The sequence below is a fragment of the Novosphingobium sp. genome (genome assembly GCF_036820275.1).
In the GTDB taxonomy this organism is placed as follows: domain Bacteria; phylum Pseudomonadota; class Alphaproteobacteria; order Sphingomonadales; family Sphingomonadaceae; genus Novosphingobium.
On record NZ_DAISLT010000001.1, the window covers coordinates 191701 to 214186 of the forward strand.

Consider the following 22486-nt stretch of genomic DNA (forward strand, 5'->3'; position numbering starts at 1 on the left):
ATCTGTCCCTCTTATGACCAAGGCCACACCGAACGCTCCGGGTACCCGGATGTCACGCGAAGCTCACGAGGCACCGGCGCGCTGTGTCGAGCAGCTACGCCGCAATGCCGATCTCGTCCGTGAGGCGGGGCGGCAGCTGCGCGCACTCGCGCCGCCTTTCGCGGCGACACTGGCGCGCGGCAGCTCCGACCAGGCGGCGGCTTTTGCCAAGTTCCTGCTGGAAACGCATGCCGGCGTCCCGACGCTCAGCCATGCGCCGTCTGTGGGGTCGCTCTACCATGCGACCTCGCCGCAGTTCGCGGGCGTGCCGCTGATCGCGATCTCGCAGTCCGGTCGCAGCCCCGATCTGCTCGCCGCAGCACAAGATGCTCGCGACAAGGGCGCCTTGGTGATCGCGGTGGTGAACGATGCCGGGTCGCCGCTCGCGGACCTCGCCCAGATCGTGATACCGGTTCATGCAGGACCGGAAACCAGTGTGGCCGCGACCAAGAGCTTCGTCTGCACGCTCGTCGCCCTTGCCCATCTCGTCGCCGAATGGAGCCAGGACGAAGCCCTGCTGACGGCTCTGGAATCCACTGGCGAGGTGCTGGAAGCAGCGGCTCAAGCCGACTGGACTGGAGCGGTGGAACTGCTGAAGGACGCCCAGGAGATGCTGGTGCTGGGACGCGGCCCCACGCTTCCCATCGCCGGTGAAGCCGCTCTCAAGCTGAAGGAAACCTCCAGCCTCCATGCCGAGGCCTTCAGCAGCGCGGAAGTCGCCCACGGCCCGATGACCTTGGTGGGCAAAGGCGATCCGGTGCTGGTGCTGGCGCCTCTCGACGTCGCCCGCACCGGCCTGCGCGAGCGCCTGGAAGATTTCGCCGCGCGCGGTGCGAACGTCATTGCGGCCGGTTTGGCGGAAGATGTCGAACCGGCGGCGCTGGTGCTGCCCTTGCGCACGAACGTTCATCCGGTGCTCGGTGCCATTGCCCAGATCCAGAGCTTCTACGGCCTGGCCGAGGCTCTCTCGCTGGCGCGCGGGCGCAACCCGGACAACCCACCGCATCTCAACAAAGTGACCCGCACGCTATGACCCTGACCGCCCTCGCCGGAGCACGCGTGGTCCTGGCCGACCGCGTTGTCGAGGATCAGGCGCTGATCCTGGATGGAACGCACATCCTTGGCCTCGCGGCGCCAAATGCCCTGCCCGAAGGCTGCCGTGTCGAGCCGCTTGGCGGCGGCTACCTGCTGCCCGGCTTCATCGACACCCAGGTCAACGGCGGCGGCGACGTGCTGTTCAACGACAGCCCCACTGTCGAGGGCATTCGCGCGATCGCCCAGGCGCATCGGCGCTACGGCACCACCGGGCTTCTACCCACCTTGATAAGCGACTATCCCGAAGTGGTCGAAGCCGCCATCGTGGCGGGCGAGGCCGCGCTGGAAGCCGATGTGCCGGGCGTGCTCGGACTTCATATCGAAGGCCCCCACCTCAACGCGGCGAAGAAGGGCATCCATGACCAGACCCGCTTCGCGCGGGTGGACGCCGAAGTCCTCGCCCGGCTTTCGGCACCGACACGAGGGCGCCGGGTGGTCACGCTCGCGCCGGAACTCGCGCCCGAGGGGACGGTGCGCGCGCTGACCGAGGCGGGTGTTCTCGTCTGTGCCGGACACAGCCTCGCCGATTACGACCAGACCCGCGCGGCGCTGGCGGAAGGGCTTGCCGGCTTCACCCACCTGTTCAATGCGATGACGCAGTTCCTCAGCCGCGATCCCGGCATGGTCGGCGGCGCGCTGGAGGATCGCGCCGGTCATTTCGGCCTGATCGCCGACGGCTTCCACGTCCACCCCGCGTCCATGCGCGTCGCGCTCTCGGCGCGCGGCGAGGACGGGATCATGCTCGTCACCGATGCCATGCCGCCGGTCGGCGGGACACTCGGTCACTTCACGCTCATGGGGCAGGAGATCGGGGTCGAAGGCGGCAAATGCACCGGCCCGGACGGCACGCTGGCAGGCTCGGCGCTGACCATGGCGCAGGCGCTGCGCAATGCGATGGACATGATCGGCTGCGACATGGTCACCGCCTCGCGCATGGCCAGCGGCAATCCCGCGCGTTTCCTGCGGCTCGATCACGAGACCGGCGCCATCGCGCCGGGCCTGCGCGCCGACCTCGTCCATCTGGGCGAGGATCGTCTGGTCCGCTCGACATGGATTGCCGGTTCACGGGAGGATCATCCGGAATGACACCTGATCTGGGCCTTATCGAGGGCCGCTTCGGCCGCATTTGGAGCGAAGCCGAGCGCCGCTATGTGGTGAAGACACTCGCCGAGGCGGGTTACGGCTTCTACCACTACGGTCCCAAAGCGGACCGTTCACTGCGCCGTGAATGGCGCCGATCGCACGATGCCGCGCAGACCGAAGCGCTTACCCGGCTTTCCGCCGAGTGCCGCGCAGCGGGCATGCGCTTCGGCATGGCGATCACCCCGGTCGGCTCGACCCATCCCTTCGATGACACAGCCCGCGCCGATCTGGCGCGCCGGGTTGCGGAACTCGACGCCATCGGCATCGACGACCTCGCAGTGCTGTTCGACGACTTGCGCGGCGACATGCCCGAACTGGCCGAGCGGCAGGCAGACGTCGTCAATTTCTGCGCCGGTCTGACCAGGGCCACGCGCGTCTACACCTGCCCAACCTACTATTCGGACGATCCGGTGCTGGACCTTGTCTTCGCGGATCGCCCGGCGGACTATCTCGGCAAGCTCGGGAGACTGCTCGATCCGGCCGTGCAGGTCTATTGGACGGGCGAGGAAGTCTGCGCGAAGGAAATCGGCCCCGCCCATCTCGAACGGGTCGCTAGCGAACTGGGGCGCAAGGTGTGCCTCTGGGACAACTGGCCGGTCAACGACGGCGCGCGGATGTCGCGCTTCCTGCACCTTCGCGCCTTCACCGGGCGTTCTGCGGCCATTGCGGAACATGTCACCGGCCATGCGATCAACCCGGCGATCCAGGCGCACCTCGGCTGCATCCCGGCGATCACCCTGCCGATGGTCTATGCGCAGGGCGATGACTACGCCTATGGCGCGGCCTTCCATGCAGCTTCGCGCAAGTTGCTCGGCGCGGAATTCACGCAGCTGCTGCAACAGGACCTTCCGGCGCTTCAGGACGTGGGCTACGAGCGCCTCGGCGCCCGCGCGGACCGTTTGCGGGCACGCTACGAAGGCATCGACCATCCCGCCGCCCGCGAAATCCTGCGCTGGCTGGACGGTGCGGACCTGATGACCGACGACGAGGTCCAGACCCAGTAACCGGGACAGAGCAGAGCGATGGCAACGACGACGACAGGAACCCCCACGCTGCTGACCGCCCTCCGTTCGGCCGTGGGCAAGCGCAACGTGCTGACCGCGCCGCGCGCGACCGCCCGCTTCCGCAAGGGCTATCGCACCGGCGAAGGCCCGGCCATCGCGGTGGTCCGTCCCGGCAGTCTGGTCGAACTGTGGCGTACGGTGCAGGCCTGCGTGGCGGCAGACACGTCGATCATCATGCAGGCGTCGAACACCGGACTGACCGGCGGCTCGACGCCCGACGGAGACGACTATCCCGGCGGCCTCGTCATCGTCAGCACCACACGGCTTTCGGCGCTCAAGGTGATCCGGCGCGGCGAACAGGTGCTCTGCTTTCCGGGCACGACGCTCTACAAGCTGGAGCAGGCACTGCGCCCCTTCGGGCGTGAGCCGCATTCGGTGATCGGCTCGTCCTGCCTTGGGGCTTCGGTGGTTGGCGGGGTCTGCAACAATTCGGGCGGCTCGCTGATCCGGCGCGGCCCGGCCTATACCCAGCTTGCGCTCTACGCGCAGGTCCAGGGCGATGGTTCGCTGCGCCTGTTCAATCACCTCGGCATCGATCTGGGCGACGATCCGGAAGGCATGCTCGCCCGGCTCGACCACGAGCAGTACACCGAAGCCGATATCGATCCGGCCAGCGACAAGTGGGCGCACGATCACAGCTACGCCGAGCATGTCCGCGACATCGACAGCGAAGTCCCCGCCCGCTTCAACGCCGACCCCCGCTGCCTGTTCGAGGCCGCCGGAAGCGCAGGCAAGCTGATCGTCTTCGCCGTCCGCCTCGACACCTTCGCGCGCGAGGACGAGACCACCTCTTTCTACACCGGCACCACCGAGCCGGACCGGCTGACCGAGCTGCGCCGCACGATGCTGCGCGATTTCGACACTCTGCCGATCGCGGGCGAATATATGCACGCCGAAGCCTTCGACGTGGCCGACCGCTACGGGCGCGACATGTTCTTCGCCATCGAGCGCCTCGGCACCGACCGCCTGCCCGCCCTGTTCGCGGCGAAATCGCGCTTCGACGGGGTCTTCGGGAACGGTTTCAGCGACCGGCTCATGCAGTGGTCGAGCAAGTTCATTCCCGATCACCTGCCTGCCCGGATGCGCGACTATCGCACGCGCTTCGACCATCACCTGATCCTGAAAGTCCCCCGCGATCAGGTGGAAGCAACCCGCAAGCTGCTCGGCGAGCTGTTTCCCGGCGGCGAGCAGGGCGATCATTTCGAATGTACGCCGCAGGAAGGCGCCAAGGCTTTCCTCCACCGCTTCGTCGCGGCAGGTGCGGCAGTTCGCTATCGTGCGGTGCACCGCGACGAAGTGGAGGATATCGTCGCGCTCGACGTGGCACTGCCCCGCAACAACCGCGAATGGGTGGAGCGCCTTCCCGCCGATCTCGCCGCGCGAACGATCCACAGGCTCTATTACGGTCACTTCTTCTGCCAGGTGTTCCACCAGGACTACATCGTGAAGAAGGGCACCGACCCGCTCGCCTTCGAGCACGCGCTCTGGGCCTTGCTCGACGCGCGCGGCGCACAGTACCCGGCCGAGCACAACGTCGGCCACCTCTATATCGCCCGGCCCGAACTCGCGGACTTCTACCGCGAGATCGACCCGCGCAACCAGCTCAATCCCGGCATCGGCCATACCCCCCGTGGCCGCGACTGGACGGGACCACACGGAGAACATCCATGACCTACTACCTCGGCATCGATGCAGGCGGCAGTAATTGCCGCGCCCGGCTCGTCGACGCGCAGAGCACCGTCATCGGAAACGGCAAGTCCGGCACCGCCAATGCCCGCATCGGCATGGATGCGCTCTACGAGACGCTGAAGGACACGGTCGATCAGGCCGTCGCCGAAGCCGGACTGGACACCGCGCAGCGCGCGACCATCCATGCAGGCATGGGCATCGCCGGGATCACCCGCCCCGGCGTGCGTGACGCGCTGGCCGAACTGGACTTCGGTTTCGCTTCGGTGAACTACGCCACCGATGCGCAAATCGCCAATCTCGGCGCGCACGGCGGACAGGACGGCGCGATCCTCATCATCGGCACCGGCAGCGCCGCTCAGGTCCGCGTCGATGGGCGGGACTTCACCATCGGGGGCTACGGCTTCCCGATCTCGGACGAAGGCAGCGGCGCCGCGCTCGGGCTTTCCGCCATGCGCCATGCCTTGCGCGCGCTGGACGGCCGCACCCGCAAGACCCCGCTCAGCGCGGCCGTAACCGAGCGTTTCGAGCACGATACCGCGCAGGCCATCGCCTGGATGGACCACGCCACCCCCCGCGACTACGGCACCTTCGCCCCGCTGGTCATGGACTATGCCGAGGCCGACGACGCCATCGCCCGCTCCATCGTCGAACACGCGGCAGGCCATATCGAGCGTTTCATCGAGACGATCTTCGAACGCGGCGCGACCCGCTGCACGCTCGTCGGCGGGTTGGCTCCGCGCATGCAGCCGTGGCTGCGCTCGCGCACGGTCGAGCGGCTCAGCCCCGCGCTAGGCGATTCCCTTGATGGAGCGCTGCGTCTGGCGGGTTTCGCTCCCGCCTGACGTTCGTCTGTCACGGGCTTCCGGTCAGCCGATCCCAGCGCACAAAAGGCAGGATCGAGGCGTAATCGTCGGTCCAAGGCTTGGCTGCGCGATCTTCAAGCTGGATCCACGGAGCGTCCGGGTTCTGCCCGCGCAGTTGCTCCAGGACCTCCGGATCGCGCGAAAGGGCGATCCAGCGCGACGGCGTATAGTTGTCTGTGTCGAGTGGCCGGTCGAGACGCGAGATCGCTTTAAGACGGCTCGCCGCGGCATTGGTGCCGACGACCGGCGCGAGGTCGATATAGCGGTTGGAAATGTGAAGCAGCAACAGGCCGCGCGGGGTTAGCGCTCGGGCATAGACCTGCAAGGCTTCCTTCGTCAGCAGGTGCACCGGGATCGAATCGCTGGAAAAGGCGTCGATCACCAGTACGTCGAACGCGTTCGCGTGAAGCCGCGCCAGCTCCAGTCGCGCATCGCCCAGAACGACGCGGGCTTCCGGCGCGCAGTCGCGCAGGAAGGTGAAACGGCCGTTCGTCGAGAAACGCAGAATAACCGGATCGATCTCGAAGAAAGTCCAGTGCTGTCCGGGCAAGGCCTGGCAGGCCAGCGAGCCGGTACCGAGACCGACCACGCCGACCCGCGCTCCGGCACCTTCGATCCGCGGCGCCGCTTGCAAGGCGAGCGCGACGCCGGAGGTCGGCCCGTAATAGGTCAGCGCATCGCGCGAGCGGCCCGGTTGCAGCGACTGCTCGCCGTGGAGGGTCGTGCCGTGCGCCAGGGTGCGCAAGGTGCCGTCGGCGGTATCGCGCACGGTGTAGATACCGAAGTAGCTGCGCGTGCGCTCGCCGGCCAGTGTCGCGCGGACGGTCCAGATACCGCCTTGCGCGATCATCGCGATCGTCAGCACCGCGATGAAACCGGCCCGCCACGCCATGAGCATCACGCCGGTGGCGACCAGGAAGACGGTAAAGAGGACGGCCGCAAGCCCGTCCTCCGGGCGCAGGGCATACTGGTCGAGCTGCCATCCGAGGAATATTGCGAAGGCGAGCAGCAGCACGAGCGCAACGCGCGCCATGCCCGGCTCGATGCCCTCGCTTTCATGCCAGCGCAGGAGCGGCGTCAGCGGCATCAGCAGCGCGGCGGCGAGGACCAGCAGCGGGTGCTCCCAGGCCCAGTCGAACACCAGCGGCGCGATCAAGGCGGTGAAAAGTCCGCCCAGAGCGCCGCCTGCGGACATCACCAGATAGAAATGCGTCAGATGCGCGGCGCCCGGCCGCAAGTCGTAGAGCCTTCCATGCAGCGCCGTCGCAATGCAGAACAGCATGAGGCAGGCGCCTCCGGCGACCCACAGCGTACCCGATCCGTTGGACAGCATGGCATAGCTGCCCGCGAAAAGCACAACGACCGGGGCGATCCGCGTCACGGCCATGCACATGCCGCGCCGGTCGGCAAAGGCAACCACGAAGCTCAGCAGATAGAGACCCAGCGGGATGACCCATAGCAACGGCATCGCGAAAATGTCGGTGGTGAGATGGGTCGTCGTCGAGAGCATCAGGCCCGACGGCACTGCCGAAAGCATCAGCCATAGCGCCACGCGGCGCCAACCGATCCGTTCGCCCTGCTCTTCCTTTTCCGCCCTTACCGAAACGGCGGGGAGGTTCCGGCGGGTCATGGCGGCGAGCACGACCAGCAGGACCAGCAGCGCGAAGCCCGCCGACCAGGTCAGGCTCTGCCGGCGCAAACTCAGGAATGGTTCGGCCAGCAGCGGATAAGCAAGCAATCCCGCAAAGCTGCCGAGATTGGAAGCGGCGTAGAGCGCCCAGGGCTGCCCCGCGCCGGGATCGGCGGCGAACCACCGCTGCATCAGCGGTGCCTGCGCGGATACGGCGAAAAACACCGGCCCAATGCTCAGACCCAGCAGCAACGGCACCCACAGGACTTCTGGCAGTCCTGCGGGCTGCGCCATGGAGGACAGGCTTACGGGCAGCGTCGCCCCGGCCGCCAGCAGGACCAGCAGATGGATTACTGCCTGTCGCCGCACCGGCCATCGCCCGAGCAAGTGAGCATAGGCATATCCAGCTAGAAGCAGCGCCTGGTAGACCAGCATCGCGCTGTTCCAGACGTTCGGCGCCCCGCCGAGCCGTGGCAGCGCCATGCGCGCCACCATCGGCTGCACGAGGAACAGCAGGAAGCTGCCCACCAGTATCGTCACGACGAACAGGCCCCGCGCCGCTCCGCCGGATTTTACATCGACCTTCACCTGACTCAGCTTACCTCCAGCGCCTGGGCGAGATCGGCGACGATATCGTCAGGATGCTCGATGCCGATCGACAGGCGGATGGTCGATTGCAGAACGCCGATCCGGTCGCGAACTTCGACAGGGACCCCGGAATGGGTGGTCGTCGCCGGATGGCTCGCCAGCGACTCGGTGCCGCCGAGGCTGACGGCGAGCTTGAAGATCTGCAGCGCATTGAGGAACCGGAAGGCCGCGGGTTGGCCGCCGACGATATCGAAGGAAAACGTCGATCCCGCCCCAGTGCACTGGGCGGCGAACACGTCCGCTTCCCGCGAACCTGCCGGATAGAGCGGCGGATAAGCGACCCGCTCGACTTTGGGATGGGCCTGGAGGAACGCGACCGCCGCCGTCGCATTGGCATTGGCCCGCTCCATCCGTAGCCCCAGCGTTTCGAGCGACCTGCCGAGCATCCAGCAGCTATGGGGATCGAGTTGCGTGCCGATGGCGCTGCGCAGCAGTCGCACTTCGCGCATCAGCTTGGCCGATCCCAGCGCCGCCCCGGCAACCAGATCCGAGTGCCCGCCGACATACTTCGTCAGCGAATAGAGCGAGATATCCGCCCCGAGCCGCAGCGGATGCTGGAACACCGGACCGAGCAGCGTATTGTCGCAAACCAGCAGCGGGCGATGTCCCTGCTCTTCGCCGATGGCATCGCAGACACGCTTCAGCAGCCGGATATCGACGAGACTGTTGGTGGGGTTGGCCGGCGTCTCGATCAGCACGAGCGAGATCCGCCCCTGCGTAGCAGCAATCTTCGCCGCAGCCAGCACGGCCTCTTCATCAAGGCCGTCGCTGAAGCCGACCGCCTTGATGCCCAGATTGGCGAAAGTCTTCGCCAGCAGTGTCTCGGTGCCGCCGTAGAGCGGCTGCGAGTGCAGGATGACGTCGCCCGGCCGCGCGAACGTCAGGATGGTCGTGGTGATCGCCCCCATGCCCGACGAGAACACGACGCCCGCCTCGGCGTCCTCATAGATCGCCATGCGATCCTCGACGATCTCGCTGTTGGGGTGGTTGAAGCGCGAATAGACGAGACCGCGCCCCTGCCCCGGCGGCGGCTCCTTGCGGCCTGCCACATAGTCGAAGAAGTCGCGTCCTTCCTCCGCCGTAGGAAACACGAAAGTCGAAGTCAGGAAGACCGGCGGCTTCACCGCGCCTTCCGAGAGAAGCGGGTCGTAGCCGTAGTTCAACATGAGCGTGTCGGGGTGGAGCCTGTGCTCGCCGATAGCTGTCTTGCTCTCGCGCGGTGCCGTCATTTCCGTCTCCCAGGATATGGCTGTGATTTCGGCAGGCTACGCCAAATCGCGCCGGGCGGGAACGCAAAGATGCGCAAAATTGTATCGATATTCCCTCGATCTCAAGTGGATAATTGCGGTGGATTGCGGGCGGAAGCGCGTGCCCTCAACCACACTCGAACCGGCCCGTCGGACGGGAAAGCCCGTTCGCCGCCATACATCCACCAGTCCGGAAATTTTCCCTTGACGTCGCTTGTCAATTAAATAGGTTGAGAATGTAAATTGAAATCGCCGATGCCAAGAGCACTCTGATTGGAAACCATCGATCCCGTGGCCTCAGGCCCGGATCGTCACCAAGGAAAGAAGGGGAGTACGGACCCATGCCTCAAAGCGATTTTCACGTCGTCCGCAAAGGCCTCGACTGGGCAGTGAGCCTGCACGGTGTTTTCCTGGCCGCCTTCGAAACGCAGCGCGCCGCGCTCAACCGCGCGATCGATGCCGCACATCAGGTCGGCATGAAGGGCCACGAAGCCAAAGTCCTGCTGCTCGACGGCCATGGCGGTCCTGAAACCCGCTGGATCTTCGGTCGCCATCCCTATCCGCCGACAGCCTGACCTCCTCCAATTCCGGAGCGACCACGATGTTCAACCGTCTGTTCGTCGACCATCCACGAACCGTGGATGAAAGCTACACGCAGCATTGGGCCGTCGCGAGCAGCTTCGGCCTGCGAATGATCGTTGCCGGCATCGGCACGATCATTCACGGGTTCGTGCCCGGCCTGCTCACCCATGCCGGAAGCGACATGATCCGCAAGCTCCATGGTGAGATGACGCGGCGCCAGTCACGCGCGACGAAAATGGGGACAAAACCCTTGGGACGGTGGCAGCCGGAGTACGAAATCTGACGTCTTGAAGGGCGTCAGAACGGAATTTCGTTGCCTTCGAAATCGAACAGCTTGCCGCTGTCCGAAACTTTCAGCTCCTCGATGACATCGAGCAGTTGCAGAGCTGCACGCTCGGCGTCGAACAGGCGCCCTGCCTGAACATTGCCCTGAAACGGGCGCGACAGCGCGGTATCGACAGTGCCTGGGTGCAGCGCGACCACGATCGCGCGGTCGTTACGGCGACGCTCCTCGATCGCCAGATTACGCACCATCATGTTGAGCGCGGTCTTCGAAGCCCGATAGCCGTGCCATCCGCCCAAACGGTTATCGGCGATCGATCCGACCCGTGCCGAAAGCGCCGCGAAAACGGCCCGGCCGGTGCGCGGCATGATCGGCAGAAAATGCTTCGCCACGAGCGCCGGTCCGATCGCATTGACGGCATAGACTTTCGCCAGCCACGCGGGATCGAGATCACGCAGCGCCTTCTCGGGTCCCGACTCGTTCTCGTGAAGTAGGCCGGTCGCCACGATCACCAGTGTCGGCGACGGTCCCTTGGCGACATGCGCGGCGGCAGTTTCGATACTCGCCTCATCGAGCAGGTCGAGATGCTGGGCGCCGCTGCGCGTGCGTGCGAAGCCGTGAACGACATCGAAAGCCCCCTCCTCGATCAGCGCCGCCTCGAAGGCTCCGCCGATCCCGCCGGAGGCTCCGATAATGACGGCGGAGGATCGGGCGGGACCGCTCATGCGCGTGTGAAGCGCCAGCGGTCGGGTTCGCTGGCCTCGGGATCGAAGCGATAGCCGTCGCTGTCGAAACCGCGCATCGCCTCGACATCGGTGACATGGTGCTCGCACATCCAGCGCGCCATCATGCCGCGCGCCCGCTTGGCGTTGAAGCTGATGAAGCGCGGCCCGTTGGGACCCGGTTCGCGGAAATCGACATCGATCACCCGCACGCCCGGCAGCTTTCCGGCAACGGCGGCGTAGTATTCCTGGCTGGCGAGATTGAGGATCGCGCCCGATCCCTCCTCGGCAAGCTCGGCGCGGAGAAACGCGGCGATACGATCGCCCCACCAGTCGGTCAGGCACTTGTGCCGAGGTGCCCAGCGCGTACCCATTTCCAGTCGGTAGGGCCGGATCGCGTCGAGCGGCTTCAGCAGCCCGTAGAGACCCGAAAGCATCCGCACATGGTCCTGCGCGAAAGAGACCCCGGCTTCGTCCAAGGTATGCGCTTCCAGCCCGGTATAGACGTCACCCGCGAAAGCGAAGAGCGCGGGTCGTTCGGGCAGTTCGGGGAAATCGCGAAAGCGGTCCGCATTCAGCTTGGCCAGGCGCGGAGAGATATGCATCAGCTCCGAGAGCCGCTTCTGCGTCAGGTTCGCGGCGGAGCGGGCGAGATTGGCCGCTTCTTCCGCGAAGTGCGGCGTGGAAACGTCAAGCGGCGGCAGAACGCGCTCGAAGTCGAGCGTCTTGGCGGGAGACAGGAGAACGATCATCGCAGCGGCGGTAGCGAGCACCGGAGGCTGCGTCAAACCGCACTCCCATGCCTCCCCCCGATGTCGCCCCCGAATGTCGGCCCGCCCTGCGCCAATGGCAGAACGGGCCGACCGGAAACCGAAATCAGATCCAGCTGCGACCATCGGCGGCGCCGCACCCATAGGGCGGCAACTGGTTCGCGAAGCGGGATTGAAGCTTGTGGCAGCCCCAGGTCCGCAGCGGACCGGGCATATAGCCGTTCAGCGCGATACCCACTTCGTCATAGGGGCTCTCACCCTGCGCGACATACATGTACCAACGTCCACCAAACATCACCGTCGCCGCAATCAGAACGACCAGCACGACTTGCACAACCTTTTGAATAATTCATCTCCTGACAAAATATCTATTTTTGAATTCAGTCTCTTGCGACCTGCCGAACCAGCGAATGCCAGCGAAGCTCCGGATCATCAACCGCAATTGCCGACCATGTCTTCGCAACCTCCTCCGGCGTGTCGGCCCTGACCGCCGCCAGATCGCGGGGATAGGCGACGTGCTCGGCTTCCCGCGCCCGGGTCGCGACGAACTGGCCGTTCGATGCCCGCATCACCCAGCCGCTCGCCGTGCAATCGGGAGAAACCAGATAGAGCGCGCCCGGTGCCACGGAATCCGGCCGCAATTCGTCCGGCTCCCCTTCGACGCCCCACATGCGGGTCTTGGCGACCGGCGAGATTGCATTCACGCCGATCCCGTGCGGCGCGCCCTCCCTGGCGAGCACATTGACGATACCGATTGCGCCCATTTTCGCCGCCGCATAGGACGCCAATCCGTCCAGCGCGTACTCGGGATAGATGGCCCGGTCGGACGTCGTCAGCAGGATTCGGCCGAAACCCGCTTCGCGCATGAAGGGCCATGCGGCCTGCGCCAGCCAAAGCGGCGTATCGACCGCCAGCCGCATCATGCGCTCGTGAAAGTCCGGCTCCAGTTTTTCGATCGTCTGATATCCGACCCAACCGGCATTGTGGATCACCACGTCGAGACCGCCGTGCCTTGCGGCGATCTCCGTCACGATGTCGTGACATTGTGCGCGGGTCGAGAGCGGCCGAGGCTCGGCAACGGCGCGTCCACCGGCCGCCACGATTTCGGCCGCAGCGCTCGCCGCAACCTGAGGGTCTGAACCTTGGCCGTCCGCCCCGGCGCCACTGTCCTGTATGATTACCAGTGCGCCTCGCAGCGCCAGGGCCTTCGCATAAGCCCGGCCAATGCCGCGTCCGCCACCGGTCACCAAAGCAATACGTCCCGAGAAATCGATCATCCACGGCCTCCTCGGACAGCCAGATGACGCGGGCGATCAGCCGGGTCCAATATCTATGGCATCACGCCGTGATAGGAATTCCCTATCGCCGCAGCACGTCCTCCAGCCTTGCGGCAGCAGGTGCGGCTTCTCCGGCCGGGCGGCAGAGAAGCAGTTCGAAGCGGGCGGCATCGCCGCAGATCGGGCGATAGACGATCTCGGCGGCGCGAACCTGCTTCATGCTCTCCGGCACGATCGCCACCCCCGCCTCCACCGCGACGAGCGAGAGCACGGTATGCATGCCGTGCGCCTCTTCCACGACTTTCGGCGTGAACCCCGCGTCTCCGCAAAGCCGCATCACCTGATCATGGAAGCCCGGTCCCTGAAGGCGAGGCCAGCATATGAACGCTTCCTGAGCCAGATCCCCGACCGAGACAGCCTCGGCCGCGGCGAGCGGGTGCCCGGTCGGCAGCGCAATGGCGAGCCGGTCCCGGTCGAAAGCGGTCATTTGCAGACCCGCCATATCCCAGAGCGGAGGGACCACGATTCCCAGATCGAGTTCGCCCGCGCGCAACCTGTCGATCTGGGCCACCGTGGTCATTTCATGCAAATCCACCGCGACATCGGGGTGACTTCGCCGGAAAGCACGCAAGGCTTCGGGAAGGCGCCCATACATGGCGCTGCCGACATAGCCGAGCCGCACCGTACCGCGCTTGCCCGCGGCAGCATCACGTGTTGCCGTCAGCGCCTCGTCGGCCGCCCGCAGCAGACGCTTGGCCCGGTCCAGCAGCACGGTCCCCGCATGGGTAAGCCTTACCGTCTTGCGGCCGCGCTCGATCAGGGTCGCGCCGACTTCCTCTTCCAGCCGCCGGATCGCTGCCGTGAGAGGCGGCTGCGACATCGCCAGCCGCTGCGCTGCCCGCGTGAAATGAAGTTCCTCGGCAACCGCGACGAACTGGCGCAGCAGACGCAGTTCCATACGCGGCAGGTCGTGTCGGGGTTGGTTCACCATATCTTTTCCATACTCGCGAAGCCTGAGCGGCCCTGAGCCGGATCAACTGCATTTTAGACATTCTGTCAGTCGCTCGATGGCTAGTCGAAAGCGGGGCGAAGCCATCCCAGCCCCTCGGAAATCTGCCGCGCCGCGTCCCCCAGCATCACGCGCGTCTCTTCCCGGTCGGTGCGCTGCGAGCCGTCGATCGTCACTAGGAACGGCAGTGTCAACGCAGCGCTGACATGGCCGTCGAAACCGAAGACCGGGAAACTGATGTCGGTGACCCCGGCCACGCGGGCACTCGGCTGCATTTCGAAGCCCTGCGCGCGAACCGCTTCGAGCTGCTTTTCCAGCCGACGCAGGCTTGCCGCCCCGGCCTCCGGCAGTTCGGCGAGCGCGGCAGCACGGCGCTCCTCGGACATGAAGGCGAGCAGGACATGTCCCGAGCAACTCGTCATCATATCGACGACCGTACCCAACCTGATCCCGAAGCCCACCGCCCCGGTGTTTTCCTGCCGATGGATGACCGTGGCCGCGGCACCGGTGCGAACGACGAGGTGGCACGACTGATTCGTGTCGACGGACAACTGATGCATGACCGGCGCGGCGACATTGCTCAGCGTATGCGCCGGGGTAGCGCGAAAGGCGACATCGAGCACGCGATAGGATACCGAGTACCGGTCATTGGCGGGATCCTTGCGCAGCCATCCCCGCCGCTCCATCACGATGATGATGCGGAACACCTCGCTGATCGAACGCTTCAGCCGCTGGGCGATCTCGCTGATGGTCAGCCCGCCCGGATCGCGTGCGAAGAGTTCGAGTATCTCGATACCCTTTTCCAGAGCAGGTGCGGAATAGCCCCGCTTTGCCGAGGCTTCGCCTGCTGCTGTTACGGGTTCTTTCCCTTTTGGCTGAGATGTCCTCATGGATCGGCCACTAGCCACGATACCCGCCCTCCGCAACGTTGACCCGAGATACGCGCGGCGATCGGTTCGCCGCGCATATTCCTCCTCAGCCCGCCTCCACGACGCGCTGACGCTGTTCGCCGAGACCTTCGATACCCAGCCGCACGACGTTGCCCGCCGACAAGAAGCTTGGCGGATCGAAGCCCAGCCCCACCCCGGCAGGCATGCCGATCGAGATAACGTCGCCGGGCTGAAGGCTCATGAACTGGCTTATGTGCGCAATGATTTTCGCCACCGCGAAGATCATTTCCGCAGTAGTGCCGTCCTGCACCCGCTCGTCGTCGACTTCCAGCCAGAGCTGCATGTCGTAAAGAGCCGATGTTCAGGTCGCCATGGCACTGCCGCTGATCTGCTTCATGGCGGTAGCGCGCTTCGCTTGGCTGGCTACCTCCAGCATTGCGCCGCTATCGGAGGAGTAGAGAGCCTGTCTATCGCTCCGCTAGATGCGACAGTTTCCGACGGGCCCGATAGATCCGGGTCTCGACTGCCTTGCGACTGATACCGAGGATTCTGGCGGCCTCGTCCTGCGACACTCCCTCCAGCGCGCAAAGCAGTAGCGGTTCCTTCAGGCGATCCGGCAATGCGGCAAGCGCGGCATGGATATGTTCGGTCCTCTGACGAGAGGCCAGGATCTGTTCGGGATCGGGCCCCTCGTCGGCAATACTCGCGGCTTCCTCGATCGGCAGGGCAAAGGCAAGGAAACGGCGCACTTTCCGGCGTCGTGCCCAGTCATGGCACTTGTTGAGCGCGATGCGCAGTATCCAGGCCCGGAACGACCGTGCGGGATCGTAGCGACGCAGGGCGAGGAAGGCGGCGACGAAGCTCTCCTGCGTCACGTCCAGCGCGTCGGCTTCATTTCCGAGATGTCCGCGCACCATACGGAACACCGCCTCCCGGTGCCCGTCCATGAGCGCGGTGAAGCCGGCCTGACGCCCCGCCAGTGCGGCGGCGACGGCAGCGCGCTCGTCCGTTCGGACATGGAATTCCGGCTCGGCCACGCCGGATCAGTCCTGCGGCGCGGTCGTCAGTGCTTCGGCCACGCCTTTATCGAAGCGCACGGCCTGATCGGGACGGAGTACCGCACGCATGGCGAAGACATGCCGAAGCGTCGCCTTCTGCAATTCGCCCATGGCCACATGCGAGCGATCCACCGCTTTCTCGACTTCCGGACCATAGCCGTGCTCATGCTCGATCGCACGGGCAAGGTCCGCATTCGCGGCAAGAAGCTCACCTTCCAACCGGTTGCGATGCGCCTCGAACCCCTGCTCCAGGGCATCGATCCGGCGGCGCTGTTCGCCGTCGAGGTCCAGTTCGCGATGGAGCAGGGTGTGAATGCGGCTTTCCTCGGGCCGGCCGGCATGAAGTTTCTGGGTGATCCAAAGCGCCGCGAAGGCAGCCAGCAGCGAAACGAGCGCCACGAGAAGATAGCGCGAGGCCTGCGCCATCGTCAGGACGCCAGAAGGTGGGAAGGCGCCGCAGACGGTACGCCGAGCAGTGAATCGACGTGAGCATGTCTGGCCCCGGTCTGCGTGTAGGGAAGCGAAAATCCGCCCCAAAGCCCGACGATTGCCGCAACCCCGCAAGCCAGCGCGATGCCGCGCCGGCCGACGAGACGCTCCCTTCCGGCGGCCAACCCGGCCATGACGGCACCGTCCATCGTAACCAGCGCTTGCGGCAGCGGCTCGTCCCGCAGCAGCGACAGCATTTCGTCGAGTTCGTTCATCCGCCCGGTTTCCCTTCCAACCTTCATCCGGCAATACGCACGGAAAGGCGCTGATCCCTCGAAGCGCGCAAAAAAGTTTCGAACGAAGCGAGGGATAAACCTGCGGTGCTGCGTATGGATTTCGAAAAGCCCCGGCAAGCCGGATCGCTTCCGGGCGCAGATGACAGGAGCCACCATGCGTATTTTCGCCTTAGCCACCGCTATCGTTCTTGCAGCGACATGTCCGTCGATCGCTCTCGCCCGTCCCGCGCTGGTGACGGCGACGCCCTCCGCCGAAACGGCAGTCACGAAACCCACCTCGATCACGCTGACTTTCTCCGAAGAGCTTGTCGCAGCAATATCCGGGTTCGATCTCGTCATGACCGCCATGCCGGGCATGGCGCATCACGAACCGATGCCGATCACGGGCATCGCTCCCAAGGCCGAAGGTCGGAAGCTGACGGTAGCCCTGCCCCGTCCGCTGCCCACCGGGACCTACCGGCTCAACTGGCACGCAGCCGGTGCCGATCGGGACGGCGCGCAAGGCAGCTATTCCTTTACGGTGCGCTAACCGTCGGGACCGCAGGAAAACAGGTAAGATCCGCGACCGATAGCGCTGCACGGCCTCTATAATCATTCCATCCAAGGAGTGATCATGATCAGTTACGTCAGCCCTTCCTCGATGCTCGGTGTCGTCGGTCTCGTCTGGCTTTTCGCGCAGGCGGCCAAGGACCCCCGGCCGCAGGCATTCTTCGAAATGCACACGGACGAGATGGTGTCCACGCTCGCCGACTGCTCCACGGGACTGCACTTCCCCGAGGAAGAGTGCCGAGCCGTCTCGGCCGCTTTCCGTGACTTGTGCGACGGTCGCTATGCCCGCTCGATCGATTGCAGTGTGGATCGTCCGCTGCGTCACTAGAGCAGTTTGCGATCCGGTTGCAGCGGCCGATTGCAGCGGCCGATTGCAGCGGATCAACTTGCTCTCGTTTTCGATTTGTCGGATTCTCCTGAGCCGCAACACCCTGTTCCGGCAAGCCGGAATAGGGCACAATGGCACGATGGCCGCCCTCACCTTTCCCGGTCCTGCCCAGGCGATGCGAAGCCTGCTCGTACGGCAGGTCCGAGCGGTCTTCAACGACCGCAACAAGGGTGAAACGCCGGTCGTGCCTTCCGACCAAGCCCTGTTCGAACCGGACAGTCCGATCCGCATGGTCCATGCCGATGTCGTAGCGATGATGGTCGGGCGCATGAGGGCACTCCTGCTCCAGATGCTGCATCCGGCCGCGCTCCAGGGCGTGCTCGACCATTCCGATTTTCGCGAGGACGTGGAGGGCCGCCTGCGCCGCACCGCCCGCTTCATCGCCACGACCACTTACGGCCACCGGGACGAGGCCGCGCGCGTCATCGCGGTGGTCAATGCGATCCATGGCCGCGTCCATGGCACACTGCCGGATGGCACGGCTTATTCCGCAACCGATCCGCGGGTCCTGGCGTGGGTTCACCTCGCCGAGGTAACGAGCTTCCTCGAAGCCTATCTCGCCTATGCCGATCCCGCGATGCCGGGAAGCGCGCAGGATCGATACTTCGAACAGAGCGCCATGGTCGCGCGAATGCTCGGAGCATCGCCGGTTCCCCGCAGCCGGGCCGAAGCCATGGCGCTGCTCGCCGAGATGCGCGGCGAACTGCATGGCGGTCCGGCCGCCCGCGAAGTGGCTGCATTCCTGCTCGAAGGCGAGGAAGGGCGCAGACCGGGCAGGATCACCCGGACACTGGGCATGGCCGCGGTCGATCTCTTGCCGCCTTTCGCGCGAACGATGCTCGGGCTCCGTCGTCCCGGCATGAGCGGATTACCCGCGATCGCCGGCACCCGCGCCATGGCGGGAGTGGTGCGCTGGGCCTTCGCGGGATCGCGCTAGAACCGGCGTGGGAACACGGCGGCTTGCGTCGTCAGTCGGTAGAGTTCCGAGGGCCGGGTCGCGCCTTCATCGCGGCGCTTTTCTCCGGTCGGTTCGAGGAACCCGCGCTCCATGACCTTGCGGCGGAATGCGTCGATGTTGATCTTTTCGCCGAGTACGACCTGATAGGTCCGGTGCAGTTCCGCCAGCGTGAAGTTGGGACCGAGGAACCGCGCCGGCAGATCGGAATAGGCCCCTTTCGCGCGGAGACGGCTGACTGCCGCCGCCAGGATGGCATCGTGATCGAACGGTAGCGCCTGCGTCCTGTCGGCCTCCACCAACGAAATCCCGCTACGTTCCAATGCGGGTTCGACCGCTTCCAGCGGCGTCAGCGAAAAATAGGCGACGCTGGCGGACCAGCCGCGCGGATCGCGCTGCGGCCCGGAAAAGGTCGACAGCTGCTCCACATAGAGCCGGTCGAGCCCCGCCTTGTCGCGCAGGACCCGGCGGGCGGTATCGCCCAGCGTCCGATCCTTGTCGACATGGACATAGCCGCCCAGCAGCGCGAGCCGCCCGGCGAAGGGTTCGTTGGGCCGCTCCGCCAGAAGGACGCAAAGCCGTCCATCGCGGATGGTGAGCGGCACGATGTCGACCGTGAGAATGGGCTGCGGGTAGTTTTCCGTCATGTCCCGGAACCCATGCCACAACACTTAAAACATGCAAACTGCATTTTGCATCTTGAAAGATGCCTGTGTGGAGCGCATCAATGGCTCGTCAACGATTCGCGAAAGGAGCAGATCATGGGACACGGCAACTGGAACAACGCAGATTGGGATCGCTACGCGGCCAGCTCGGTCCACGGCCGCAGCCGGGACGAACTCTTCGGCGCGCGCGGCATGGACGATCGCTACGATCCGGCCCGCATCAACGTGCGAGAATCGCGGGATTCGGCGGAGAACCCGCTGGCGACACCGATCATCGTCGGCGTCGACGTCACCGGCTCGATGGGTTTCCTGGCCGAGGAACTGGTGGTGAACGGTCTCAACGCCACGTTCACGCAGCTTCTGGACCGCAAGCCGGTCAGCGACCCGCACGTCATGGCCATGGCGCTCGGCGACGGCTTCACCGATGCCGCCCCGCTCCAGGCCACGCAGTTCGAGGCGGACCTGCGCATCGTCGAGCAGTTGCGCAGCCTCTGGCTGGAAGGCGGCGGCGGCGGCAACGGCGGCGAGAGCTACTGCCTCGCCCATGCTTTCGCCGGACTCAAGACCGTGCACGACGCCTACGAGAAGCGCCGCAAGCGCGGCTTCCTCTTCACCGTCGGCGACGAGCCGGTTCATGACGGCGTGACGCAGGAGCAGTTCGCCCGCGTGCTCGGCGTGAATGCCCGGCGCGGCGTCTCGGGCCGCGAGGCGGTGAAGCTCGCCAGCCAGTACTACGAGGTCTTCCACATCATCGTCGACGGCAGCTATGCCGCCGGGCGCCTGAAGGAAGTCAGGGCATCGTGGGAGCGCATCCTGCCCCAACGGGTGATCCACCTGAAGGACCCGACGAAGCTGGCCGAGACGATCGTGTCCACCATCGAACTCGCCAGCGGCCGCGATCCGGACGATGTGGCGAAAGGCTGGAGCAGCGCCTGCGCCGACGTGCTCGCGCAGGCGACGGCACGGCTGCCCTGGCGCGGGTTCCTCGGCAACGGTCGCTGAGGGACGAGCCATGGGCAAGATCGCAAGAGCCGTGATCGGCGCCGCCTATGGCGACGAGGGCAAGGGGCGGACGGTCGAATGGCTGGCCGCCCGCCCCGACGCGGGGCCTGTCACCGTCGTGCGCAGCAATGGCGGCGCGCAGGCCGGTCATACCGTCGAACGGGCGGACGGGATCCGTCACGTCTTTCACCATCTCGGGTCCGGCGCATTGGTCGGCGCGGCGACGCATCTCTCGCGCTTCATGGTCTCGCACCCGATGAAGCTGGCCGCCGAAGTCGAGCGCGTGGCCGCGCTCGGCGGCTGCACGCGCCTGACCGCCGACCCGAGGGGAATCGTCACCACGCCTTGGGACATGATGGTCAACCAGGCCATCGAAATGGCGCGCGGAGACGGACGACACGGATCCTGCGGACTGGGCTTCGGCGAGACCGTAGCGCGCGCGGAAGATTTCGGCAGCGTGCTGACGCTGGCCGATCTGGAATCTCCAAATCTCGCCGGAAAGCTCGCGGCGATCCGCGAGGAGTGGCTTCCTGCCCGCCTTGCACAAGCGGGCCTCGATCCGCAGGCACCCGGACCGCTCCGCCACGCCGGATCCGCGGGCGTTCTAGAGCACTATCTGGAGGATTGCCGCCGTTTCCTCGCGCTGGTCGAACTGCGGGAGGATGCCACGCTGGGCCAGGACGGACAGGTCGTTTTCGAAGGCGCGCAAGGCCTGCGGCTGGACCGCAGCTACCCGGAATTTCCCTACCTCACCCGCTCCAACACCGGCCTTGCCAACATGGTGGCCGTGGCCGAGGAAGCGGGGATCGACACCATCGCGCCGATCTATGTGACGCGCTGCTATCTGACGCGCCACGGGCGGGGACCGATGCCGGACGAGCGCGACGTCGCCGCCTATTTCCGGATCGACGATCCGACCAATCGACCGAACCCCTGGCAGGAAACCCTGCGTTTCGGGCTTGTCGATCCGGCCGTTCTCGCAGCCGACATCGCGGCGGATCTGGCGCTGGTCAAAGGGCGCATCGGCATCGCGCCGACGCTGGCCGTGACATGCCTCGATCAGGCTCTGGGCGAAGCGCCGGTCTGGCTGCACGAAGGCAGAGCCATGCAGGGAACGCGAGAGCGCTTTCTCGACACCCTCACCTGTGCGACCGGGCTGGAAGTCGAAGCCGCCTTCGCCGATGCGGTGAATGCCCCGTGCGAGACATTCGCGGCGTTATAGTCGGGCGAAGGCGAAAGGGTCAGGCTGCGAGTTGCAGATCCTGCGCGACCGGAGCTTCCGGCGCGACTTCGACGATGGCTTCGGCAGGAGCCGCCTTTTCGTCGAGAGCGGGCATGTAGCGCTCGGCCACCACGACATTGCGGCGATAGGCGAAATAGAGCGACATCAGCGAGAACATGGAACACCTCGGAAAGCAGCACATTGCTGCATTGCAACATGCCGCTTATGTGATCTGTCCGAGGCTTGCGCGCAAATGCAAGCTCCTCGCCTTTAGTTGCATGAAATGCATTTTGGGATTTCGAGGGTTTCGGCAGGTCAAAACCCTATTAAATCGGCCTGGAACTTGGCTGGAAAGGACACCTAAGTCGCCGCTTTTATGGCCTTTTATGCAGCAAGGGGGTTGCCCGACAGGCAATGGTGGGAAAGCCGTAATCAGCGTTCGCAGGTGCAATATCGAGACTTGCAGCAATCTCAAGCATGTCCCTGCTGTCTAGCCGCAGGTTTCAGGCAAAGGTTTTCTGGAAACGAGCTGACCGTTGCATTCTGTTTCCAAAATTGATTGCACAAAAAGCAATTAATTCGTCATCCGTTGCAACTGGTGACGCTCGAAGGGACGTAATGTCCGCCCCTTCGAGCGTCCGTGGCGTTTGGCTCAACCCTTGTCGAGTTCAGCCGCCGCAATGGCAGTCAGGTTGAGAATGCCGCGCGCGGTCACGCCCGGCGTCAGGACGTGGATCGGCTGCGCAAGACCCATCAGGATCGGCCCGACCGTCGGCGAGCTGGACGAGGCGGAAAGCGCGGTCAGCGTGATGTTCGCTGCATCGAGGTTCGGCATGACCAGAAGGTTCGCCGGTCCCTCGAACCGGGCGTCCGGCACGAGGCGGTCGCGCAAGGCCTGGCTGAGGGCGACGTCCGCGTGCATTTCGCCGTCAACCCGCAAGTCAGGCGCCGCCGCCTTCACGATTTCCAGC

27 protein-coding genes are annotated in these 22486 nt (G+C 65.4%); 12 read left to right on the forward strand and 15 right to left on the reverse strand.

The annotated features are described in order from the left end of the window. Positions 1-49: 49 nt before the first annotated feature. The 5 genes from V7066_RS00695 to V7066_RS00715 are packed head-to-tail and all read left to right on the forward strand — an operon-like array spanning position 50 to position 5872. The gene (locus V7066_RS00695) at positions 50-1072 is read left to right on the forward strand and encodes an SIS domain-containing protein (RefSeq protein ID WP_334181326.1); all 1023 of its coding nucleotides are present in this window, start codon (positions 50-52) and stop codon (positions 1070-1072) included. After that, a complete protein-coding gene (gene nagA, locus V7066_RS00700) occupies positions 1069-2220 on the forward strand; it encodes an N-acetylglucosamine-6-phosphate deacetylase (RefSeq protein WP_334181327.1) in 1152 nt (383 codons plus the stop codon). The genes V7066_RS00695 and nagA overlap by 4 nt, the downstream gene beginning before the upstream one ends. After that, a complete protein-coding gene (locus V7066_RS00705) occupies positions 2217-3281 on the forward strand; it encodes a beta-N-acetylglucosaminidase domain-containing protein (protein WP_334181328.1) in 1065 nt (354 codons plus the stop codon). The genes nagA and V7066_RS00705 overlap by 4 nt, the downstream gene beginning before the upstream one ends. Positions 3282-3299: 18 nt before the next feature. Further along, positions 3300-5012 (forward strand): D-lactate dehydrogenase, encoded by a 1713-nt coding sequence (gene dld, locus V7066_RS00710; RefSeq protein WP_334181329.1) that lies wholly within the window; start codon positions 3300-3302, stop codon positions 5010-5012. Continuing rightward, complete coding sequence (locus V7066_RS00715; protein ID WP_334181330.1) at positions 5009-5872, forward strand: BadF/BadG/BcrA/BcrD ATPase family protein; 864 nt, start codon at positions 5009-5011, stop codon at positions 5870-5872. Before dld ends, V7066_RS00715 begins: the two co-directional genes overlap by 4 nt. Positions 5873-5882: 10 nt before the next feature. Here the strand turns inward: V7066_RS00715 and V7066_RS00720 are convergent, their stop codons facing one another. Both V7066_RS00720 and V7066_RS00725 read right to left on the reverse strand, forming a co-directional pair. Continuing rightward, on the reverse strand, positions 5883-8111 hold the full coding sequence (locus V7066_RS00720; protein ID WP_334181331.1) for a fused MFS/spermidine synthase: 2229 nt from the start codon (positions 8109-8111) through the stop codon (positions 5883-5885). Positions 8112-8116: 5 nt separating this feature from the next. After that, positions 8117-9400, reverse strand: coding sequence for a cystathionine gamma-synthase family protein (locus V7066_RS00725; protein WP_334181332.1), 1284 nt, complete (start codon positions 9398-9400; stop codon positions 8117-8119). A 359-nt stretch (positions 9401-9759) separates the two neighbouring features. Here V7066_RS00725 and V7066_RS00730 point away from each other — a divergent pair, with 359 nt between their 5' ends. Next, positions 9760-9993: a hypothetical protein gene (locus V7066_RS00730; RefSeq protein WP_334181333.1), complete on the forward strand. Its 234-nt coding sequence runs from the start codon at positions 9760-9762 to the stop codon at positions 9991-9993. A gap of 26 nt (positions 9994-10019) precedes the next feature. Then, entirely contained in the window at positions 10020-10283 is a 264-nt protein-coding gene (locus tag V7066_RS00735; protein ID WP_334181334.1) for a DUF6356 family protein, read from the forward strand. Between the two features lie 14 nt (positions 10284-10297). Here V7066_RS00735 and V7066_RS00740 read toward each other — a convergent pair whose 3' ends face one another. The 10 genes from V7066_RS00740 to V7066_RS00785 all read right to left on the reverse strand — a co-directional run bounded on the left by V7066_RS00740 (position 10298) and on the right by V7066_RS00785 (position 16713). Then, entirely contained in the window at positions 10298-11008 is a 711-nt protein-coding gene (locus V7066_RS00740; RefSeq protein WP_334181335.1) for an SDR family NAD(P)-dependent oxidoreductase, read from the reverse strand. Then, a complete protein-coding gene (yaaA, locus tag V7066_RS00745; protein ID WP_334181458.1) occupies positions 11005-11757 on the reverse strand; it encodes a peroxide stress protein YaaA in 753 nt (250 codons plus the stop codon). Before yaaA ends, V7066_RS00740 begins: the two co-directional genes overlap by 4 nt. Positions 11758-11881: 124 nt before the next feature. Further along, a complete protein-coding gene (locus tag V7066_RS00750) occupies positions 11882-12100 on the reverse strand; it encodes a hypothetical protein (protein WP_334181336.1) in 219 nt (72 codons plus the stop codon). 55 nt (positions 12101-12155) lie between these two features. Beyond that, the gene (locus tag V7066_RS00755; protein ID WP_334181337.1) at positions 12156-13052 is read right to left on the reverse strand and encodes an SDR family NAD(P)-dependent oxidoreductase; all 897 of its coding nucleotides are present in this window, start codon (positions 13050-13052) and stop codon (positions 12156-12158) included. An 82-nt stretch (positions 13053-13134) separates the two neighbouring features. Next, positions 13135-14040 carry a LysR substrate-binding domain-containing protein gene (locus V7066_RS00760; RefSeq protein WP_334181338.1) on the reverse strand — a complete coding sequence of 302 codons (906 nt, stop codon included), beginning with the start codon at positions 14038-14040 and terminating at the stop codon, positions 13135-13137. A gap of 83 nt (positions 14041-14123) precedes the next feature. Beyond that, positions 14124-14951: an IclR family transcriptional regulator gene (locus V7066_RS00765; RefSeq protein ID WP_334181339.1), complete on the reverse strand. Its 828-nt coding sequence runs from the start codon at positions 14949-14951 to the stop codon at positions 14124-14126. Positions 14952-15036: 85 nt separating this feature from the next. Next, positions 15037-15294 (reverse strand): fumarylacetoacetate hydrolase family protein, encoded by a 258-nt coding sequence (locus tag V7066_RS00770; protein ID WP_334181340.1) that lies wholly within the window; start codon positions 15292-15294, stop codon positions 15037-15039. Between the two features lie 124 nt (positions 15295-15418). Beyond that, positions 15419-15988: an RNA polymerase sigma factor gene (locus V7066_RS00775; RefSeq protein ID WP_334181341.1), complete on the reverse strand. Its 570-nt coding sequence runs from the start codon at positions 15986-15988 to the stop codon at positions 15419-15421. A gap of 6 nt (positions 15989-15994) precedes the next feature. Next, positions 15995-16435, reverse strand: coding sequence for a periplasmic heavy metal sensor (locus V7066_RS00780; RefSeq protein WP_334181342.1), 441 nt, complete (start codon positions 16433-16435; stop codon positions 15995-15997). Between the two features lie 2 nt (positions 16436-16437). Next, positions 16438-16713, reverse strand: coding sequence for a hypothetical protein (locus tag V7066_RS00785; protein WP_334181343.1), 276 nt, complete (start codon positions 16711-16713; stop codon positions 16438-16440). 175 nt (positions 16714-16888) lie between these two features. On the opposite strand from V7066_RS00785, the gene V7066_RS00790 reads away from it, so the two are divergent. The 3 genes from V7066_RS00790 (at position 16889) to V7066_RS00800 (ending at position 18608) form a co-directional block, all read left to right on the forward strand. Further along, on the forward strand, positions 16889-17263 hold the full coding sequence (locus V7066_RS00790; RefSeq protein ID WP_334181344.1) for a copper resistance protein CopC: 375 nt from the start codon (positions 16889-16891) through the stop codon (positions 17261-17263). An 84-nt stretch (positions 17264-17347) separates the two neighbouring features. Then, positions 17348-17611 carry a hypothetical protein gene (locus V7066_RS00795; protein WP_334181345.1) on the forward strand — a complete coding sequence of 88 codons (264 nt, stop codon included), beginning with the start codon at positions 17348-17350 and terminating at the stop codon, positions 17609-17611. A 139-nt stretch (positions 17612-17750) separates the two neighbouring features. Then, positions 17751-18608, forward strand: a complete 858-nt coding sequence (locus V7066_RS00800) for an oxygenase MpaB family protein (RefSeq protein ID WP_334181346.1) — start codon at positions 17751-17753, stop codon at positions 18606-18608. On the opposite strand, the gene V7066_RS00805 is transcribed toward V7066_RS00800, so the two are convergent. Further along, positions 18605-19273, reverse strand: a complete 669-nt coding sequence (locus tag V7066_RS00805; RefSeq protein ID WP_334181347.1) for an NUDIX hydrolase — start codon at positions 19271-19273, stop codon at positions 18605-18607. The two genes, V7066_RS00800 and V7066_RS00805, sit on opposite strands and share 4 nt — an antisense overlap. A gap of 114 nt (positions 19274-19387) precedes the next feature. Between V7066_RS00805 and V7066_RS00810 the strand changes: the two genes are divergently transcribed. Further along, entirely contained in the window at positions 19388-20293 is a 906-nt protein-coding gene (locus V7066_RS00810) for a hypothetical protein (RefSeq protein WP_334181348.1), read from the forward strand. A gap of 10 nt (positions 20294-20303) precedes the next feature. Then, a complete protein-coding gene (locus V7066_RS00815) occupies positions 20304-21515 on the forward strand; it encodes an adenylosuccinate synthetase (protein ID WP_334181349.1) in 1212 nt (403 codons plus the stop codon). A 19-nt stretch (positions 21516-21534) separates the two neighbouring features. Here V7066_RS00815 and V7066_RS00820 read toward each other — a convergent pair whose 3' ends face one another. Both V7066_RS00820 and V7066_RS00825 read right to left on the reverse strand, forming a co-directional pair. After that, positions 21535-21693 (reverse strand): hypothetical protein, encoded by a 159-nt coding sequence (locus V7066_RS00820; protein WP_334181350.1) that lies wholly within the window; start codon positions 21691-21693, stop codon positions 21535-21537. 474 nt (positions 21694-22167) lie between these two features. Continuing rightward, the coding region (locus tag V7066_RS00825) for a phosphate acyltransferase (protein ID WP_334181351.1) at positions 22168-22486 on the reverse strand (319 nt) is incomplete at its 5' end.